Origin of the sequence: Xanthomonas sp. SHU 199 (assembly GCF_000364665.1) — a bacterium.
Lineage (GTDB): Bacteria > Pseudomonadota > Gammaproteobacteria > Xanthomonadales > Xanthomonadaceae > Xanthomonas_A > Xanthomonas_A sontii.
Genome location: NZ_AQOI01000280.1, coordinates 1 through 5,988, shown reverse-complemented (window position 1 = coordinate 5,988; position 5,988 = coordinate 1). Strand labels below are relative to the sequence as shown.

The window sequence follows — 5,988 nt, the reverse complement described above, 5'->3', positions numbered from 1 at the left end:
CCCGCCGCTTCTTCGCCCTGGCGCAGCCGCCGCGTGCGCGCAGCGCTGCCGGCCGAACGCGCGCCGCGGGCGAGGACGGCCAGGCCGCGCGCGCCAACGATCATGTCGGTTCCGATCCGCGCATGCTGCACAACCTGGACAATGCGCTGAAGCTGGCCAAGCACCGCGTGTCGATCCTGCTGTGCGGCGCCACCGGCACCGGCAAGGAGGAGTTCGCCAAGGCGGTGCACCGCAGCTCGCCCTGGGCCGACCGCCCGTTCGTGGCGGTGAACTGTGCGGCGATCCCGGAAGCGCTGATCGAGAGCGAGCTGTTCGGCTATGCGCGCGGCGCCTTCACCGATGCCGCGCGCGAAGGACGCCACGGCAAGCTGTTGCAGGCCAGCGGGGGCACCCTGTTCCTGGACGAGATCGGCGACATGCCGCTGCCGCTGCAGACGCGCCTGCTGCGGGTGCTGGAGGAACAGAGCGTGACCCCGCTGGGCAGCGACCGCGCCGTGCCGCTGGAACTGCACGTGATCAGCGCCAGCCACCGCGACCTGGCGCAGATGGTCGGCAGCGGCGGCTTCCGCGAAGACCTGTACTACCGCCTCAACGGCGTGGTGCTGCACCTGCCGCCACTGCGCGAGCGCAGCGACAAGGCCGAACTGATCCGCACCCTGCTGCGCGAGGAAAGCGGCGAGCAGACGGTGCGCATCAGCGAGGACGCCCTGCACAAGCTGCTCAGCTATGCCTGGCCCGGCAACCTGCGGCAGCTGCGCAACGTGCTGCGTACCGCGGCGGTGCTGTGCGCCGATGGCGTCATCCGCATCCCCAACCTGCCGCAGGAAATCGTCGATGCCGACAGCAGCCCGTGCCTGCTCGGCGACGACGCGCATGCCGGCGACGGCATGCCCGGCCGCGTCGCCCTGGACAGTGCCGAGCGCAGCGTGCTGCAGCAGCAGTTGGAGCGTCACCGCTGGAACGTCAGCCGCACCGCCGATGCGCTGGGCATCAGCCGCAATACGTTGTATCGCAAGCTGCGCAAGCACGGGTTGGCGACGGCTTGAGTGGCGGCGGCATCGCGATTCAATGGAGTTGCTGCGCGTCGCGAATGAAGCCTCGCCTGTCGCGTCTTGCCATTCGGTAGCGGCGTGAGTGCTGTGGGGTATTGGCGTCCCAACCGTTGAGGCCGCTGGAGGATGCCGGGCTTCGATGTCGCGGCTGAAGCAGCTCCCACAACATCCGTTTTTACGACAACAGCTTGCGGGCCGCTGAGATCGCACACTGCGGAAGGGACTTCAGTCCCGACTGCGGACGGAGCCGGATAGGTTCCGTCCGAGGTCGCGGCTGACACCGCTCCTGCAGGAAGCCCTGCGCCGGTGACCAAGCGCGGACCCAGGCAGGAGCGGCGTCAGCCGCGCCAGTCGCCCGCGCCGACTGGCGTGCAGCCGTGTTGGACACGGCGGATGGCACGCGCCGAGCGGTGCCACCACACGAACCGCAAACCGCCCGCTAGAAACGCCAGCGCAAACCGACCTGGTATTGCCGCGGGGCGCCGGGGGCGACAAAGCGCGAGGGGCCGTCCTCGACCGCAGCGTCCTGCGGGCGTGCCAGGGCGCCGCCCGGGAACAGGTCCTCGGCGATCGCCGCATACGTCTCGTAGCGGCGGTCGAACACGTTGTTGACCCGCAGGTACAACGACAGGCCTTCGGCGAGCTCCCAGGTGCCGTGCAGGTCGAGCAAGGCGTAGCCGCCGGTGGACAGGTCGTGGCGCGCCGGCGCCTCGCCTTCCTCGGGGTCTTCGACCAGGCCGTCCTCGTTGCCGCTGGCCACGCGCCGCGACACCGCGCGCAAGTCGGCCCCCAGCGTCAGCTGCGCCAGCGCCTGCCAGTCCACGCCCAGCTTCAGCGTGTTGCGCGGCAGGCCGGCGATGCGCGTGCCCGGCCGCAAGGTCACCGTGCGCTCGCCGGAGAGCAGTTCGCCGGTGCTGCGGTAGGTGGCGTCCAGGTAGCTGTAGCCGGCGAACCAGCGCAGCGCGCCGTGGCTGCCGCGGTAGCTGAGGTCGGCGCCCTGATAGCGGGTGCGGTCGACGTTGTCGAAATAGCCCTGCTGGGAATTGGGTGCGCGCAGGAACAGGATGTCGTCGCGGTTGTCGGCGCGGTACAGCGAGGCGTTCAGCGTCTGCGCCGGCGTCGGGTTCCAGCGCAGGCCGAGCTCGTAGGTGCGCGAGACGATCTGCTCCAGGCGCGGGTCGGCCTGCAGCCCGGTCGGCAACCGGCACGGCTGTTCCGGGTCGGCGCAGCCGAGTTCGATCGCGGTCGGCGCGCGGCTGTTCTGCGAGGCCGAGGCGAACGCGGTGAAGCCGTCGCCCAGGCGCTGGGTGATGCCCAGCGAGGGATTGGCCTTGGCGAACACGAAGCGCTCGCGCGGCAGCACGCCGTCGTCGGCGGTGGACAGGGTGTTGGCGACGGCGACGCGGTTCCAGCGCAGCGCGGCATTGAGGTGGGTGGCCTCGCTCAGCTCCCAGGTATCGGCGGCGAACAGGCCCAGGGTGCTGCTGCGCCCGTCGACGCCGGAGAAGAACTCCCGATCCTCGTCCGGATCGGCGACCACCGAGCGATCGTCCTGCACGAACGCCTCCTGCTCGTACTGGCGGTAGCGCACGCGGTTGCGGTCGTAGGTGGCGCCGATGCTCAGCGCGTGCGCGCCGGCCTGGTGGCTGAGGTTCAGTGCCACGCCCTCGGCGTGCTGGCGCATCTGCGTGGTGTTGAGCACGCCGCTGTGCAGCGCGTCGGCATCGGCGCGCGACACCGTGCAGCCGGCGTCCAGCGGCGTGCCGTCGGCGGCGTAGCCGTCGGCGCAATCGTCGACGAATTCCTCGTAGTCGTCGTTGATGTCGCCGTTGACGGTGTCGCGCCGCCCCTGGCGGTAGTAGGCGAGCAGGTGCAATGCGGTGCGCTCGTCGAAGCGATGGTCGAACTGTCCGGTGAGCAGCGTGTTGCGGTTGCGGGTCAGGTCCGGCGAGGTGTAGACCGCGGCGCGGTCGGCTTCGTACAGTCCCGGCTCCGTGCCCTCGTCGGTGTAGCGATAGCTCGGCAGCAGGCCATTGCCGACCAGGCGGCTGCGCCCGTGCAGCAGCGACACGTCCCAGTCGGTGCGCTCGCCCTGCCGCCCGAACTTGCCGAATACGGTGCCCAAGCGGCCGGCGGAGGCGTCGCGCCAGCCGTTCTCGTCGAAACCGGTGGCCGCGACGAAGGCATGCAGGCCGTCGGTACCGGCGTAGCCGTAGGACGCATCCAGGCGCTTGCGCGCGCCGCTGCCCACCGACAGGTCGGCGCGCAGGCCCGGCGCGGTCAGGCCGGACTGGGTGGTGAAGGCCAGCGCGCCACCCAGCGTGTTGGGACCGAACAGCGGGTTGGAACCCGGCATCAGCGCCACGCTGCGGATCGCCGCCTCCGGCATCATGTCCCAGCTGACGATGTCGCCGAACGGCTCGTTCATGCGCACACCGTCCAGGTACACCGACACGCCCTGCGAGGCGCCCGGCAAGGCCGAGGCACGGAAACCGCGGAAGGTCAGGTCGGTCTGGAACGGGCTGCCCTGCACCTCGTTGGTGTCCACGCCGTTCATTTCGCGCAGCAGGAAGTCGGTGAGGTTGCCGGCCTGGCTGCGTGCGATGTCGTCGGCATTGGCGGTCTGCACCGTGTACGGCAGCAGGTCGGCATCGATCAGCGTGCCGGGGATCGGCGTGGCGGTGACCTCGACCCGGTCCAGCGCGGTGATCTGCGCATCGTCGGCATTGACCGTGGTCTGCGCGTGCGCCGGTGCGGCGAGCAGGCCGATGGCGGTGGCGACGGCCAGCGCGAGCAGGCTCGGCGGCGGAGTATGCGGTCCTGGGGTGTGGGTCATGCCGGTTCCTTGAGGGCTCAGTAGAGAACGATCGATTTGATGCCGCGGCCGGCGCGCATCGCCTCGAAGCCGCGGTTGATGTGGTCAAACGGCAGGGTTTCGCTGATCAGTTCGTCGATGCGGATCTCCCCGGCCAGGTAGCGCTCGGCATAGGCCGGCAGCTCGCTGCGGCCCTTGACCCCGCCGAACGCGCTGCCGCGCCAGGCGCGGCCGGTGACCAGTTGCAGCGGCCGCGTGCTGATCTCCTGCGCGCTCGGCGCCACGCCGAGGATGATGCTTTCGCCCCAGCCCTTGTGGCAGCACTCCAGCGCCGCGCGCATGGCGCGCACGTCGCCGACGCAGGCGAAGCTGTGGTCGGCGCCGCCGTCGGTGAGGTCGACGATGACCTGCTGCACCGGCGCGCCGAAATCCTTCGGATCCAGGCAGTCGGTGGCGCCCAGCGCGCGCGCCAGCGGGAACTTGTCGCGGTTGATGTCGACCACGATGATGCGCTCGGCGCGCGCCATCACCGCGCCCTGCACCACCGACAGGCCGATGCCGCCGAGTCCGAACACCGCCACGCTCTCGCCCGGACGCACCCGCGCGGTGTTGAGCACGGCGCCGATGCCGGTGGTGACCGTGCAGCCGAGCAGACAGGCCTTGTCCAGCGGCGCGGCCGGATGGATCCGGGCCACCGCGATCTCCGGCAGCACGGTGTACTCGGCGAAGGTGCTGGTGCCCATGTAGTGCAGCAGCGGGCGCCCGTGCAGCGAGAAGCGGCTGCTGCCGTCGGGCATCAGCCCGCGATCCTGGGTGCTTCGGATCGCCTGACACAGGTTGGTGCGGTTGGAACGGCAGTACTTGCACACGCCGCACTCGGGCATGTACAGCGGGATCACGTGATCGCCCGGGCGCACGCTGGTGACGCCGACGCCGACCTCCTCGACCACGCCGGCGCCTTCCTGGCCCAGGATCACCGGGAATGCCGCATCGGCATCGGCACCGGACAGGGCGATGTCGTCGCCGTGGCAGATGCCGCTGGCGACCATGCGCACCAGCACTTCGCCGGCCTTGGGCGGCTGCAGATCCACCTCTTCGATGGCCAGCGGCTGGTTCGCCGCCCAGGCGACCGCGGCTCGCGTCTTCATTCCGGCTCTCCCCGCCTCCCGTCGCGACGCCCGAGAGCGCCGCTCGCCTCACCTCACTGCGCCACGATCACACCCCATGGCATCTCGCCCACCGCGATCTGCTTGATCTCCTTCATCGCCGCCGTGTCGATGACACTGACGCTGTCGGAACGGCCATTGGCCACGTACAACTTTTTGCCGTCCGGGCTCAGCGCCGGGTTCCAGGGCCGCTGCCCCACCGGGATCTCCGCCAACGCACGGCGCGCGGCCGGATCGATCACGCTGACCGTGCCGGCGCCATTGGACGCGTACACGCGGCTGCCGTCGCGGGCGATGGCGATGCCGGCGGTACGCTGCCCGGCCGGAATGCTGGCCACGCGCGCGCGCGCCGCCAGGTCGATCACGTCGACCACGTTGGCCGCTTCTTGCGCCACATAGACCGTCTTGCCGTCGGGCGCGAACGCCATGCCGCGCGGATGCCCGCTGGTGGCGATCACGCCGGTGGACGCGCCGGCCTTCAGGTCGATCACGTCCAGGTCGTTGGAGCCTTCGTTGCTGGTCAGCAGCAGCGCGCCATCCGGCGTGTAGACGCAGTGTTCCGGCGCCTGCCCGCGAGTGGCGATGTGCGCGCCGATGGTGAAGCTGGCCGGGTCGATCAGCATCACCTGGTTCTGCCCCTCCACGCACACCGCCAGTTGGCGGCCGTCCGGCGACGCGGCGACGCCTTCGGCGTTCTCGCCGATGTCGACGCTGCGCAGCACGCGGTCCTGCACGGTATCCAGGTCCAGCAGGCGATGGCCCTGCGCGTCGATGACGTACAGATGCCCGGGCGGCCCCGGCACCACCTGCTGCAGGCGCTTGCCGAGCTGGCCCTGCGCCGACAGCGTCCGCACCACGCGGTCGCTGCCGGTGTCGATCACCGAGATGGTGCCGCTGCGCTGGTTCGGGACGTAGGCCAGCGCCGCGGTCGCGGCCGCAGGCGCTGGCGCGGCCG

Annotated in this window: 4 protein-coding genes; 1 reads left to right on the top strand and 3 read right to left on the bottom strand. The window is 70.7% G+C overall.

Annotation, left to right across the window (positions count from 1 at the left end; all coding sequences use genetic code 11):
* On the top strand, positions 1-1,046 hold a 1,046-nt coding region (locus D183_RS0110430; RefSeq protein WP_017908936.1), incomplete at its 5' end, for a sigma-54-dependent Fis family transcriptional regulator.
* A gap of 445 nt (positions 1,047-1,491) precedes the next feature.
* Here the strand turns inward: D183_RS0110430 and D183_RS0110425 are convergent.
* The 3 genes from D183_RS0110425 to D183_RS0110415 all read right to left on the bottom strand — a co-directional run.
* Positions 1,492-3,888, bottom strand: a complete 2,397-nt coding sequence (locus D183_RS0110425) for a TonB-dependent receptor (protein WP_017908935.1) — start codon at positions 3,886-3,888, stop codon at positions 1,492-1,494.
* Positions 3,889-3,905: 17 nt separating this feature from the next.
* Positions 3,906-5,015, bottom strand: coding sequence for an S-(hydroxymethyl)glutathione dehydrogenase/class III alcohol dehydrogenase (locus D183_RS0110420; protein ID WP_017908934.1), 1,110 nt, complete (start codon positions 5,013-5,015; stop codon positions 3,906-3,908).
* A gap of 53 nt (positions 5,016-5,068) precedes the next feature.
* Positions 5,069-5,988: beta-propeller fold lactonase family protein (locus D183_RS0110415; RefSeq protein ID WP_017908933.1), on the bottom strand; the 920-nt coding region annotated here is incomplete at its 5' end.

Excerpts from the sequence above, each read along its gene's own strand:
- D183_RS0110425 (WP_017908935.1), bottom strand. The coding sequence starts at position 3,888 with ATGACCCACACCCCAGGACCGCATACTCCGCCGCCGAGCCTGCTCGCG.
- D183_RS0110420 (WP_017908934.1), bottom strand. The coding sequence starts at position 5,015 with ATGAAGACGCGAGCCGCGGTCGCCTGGGCGGCGAACCAGCCGCTGGCC.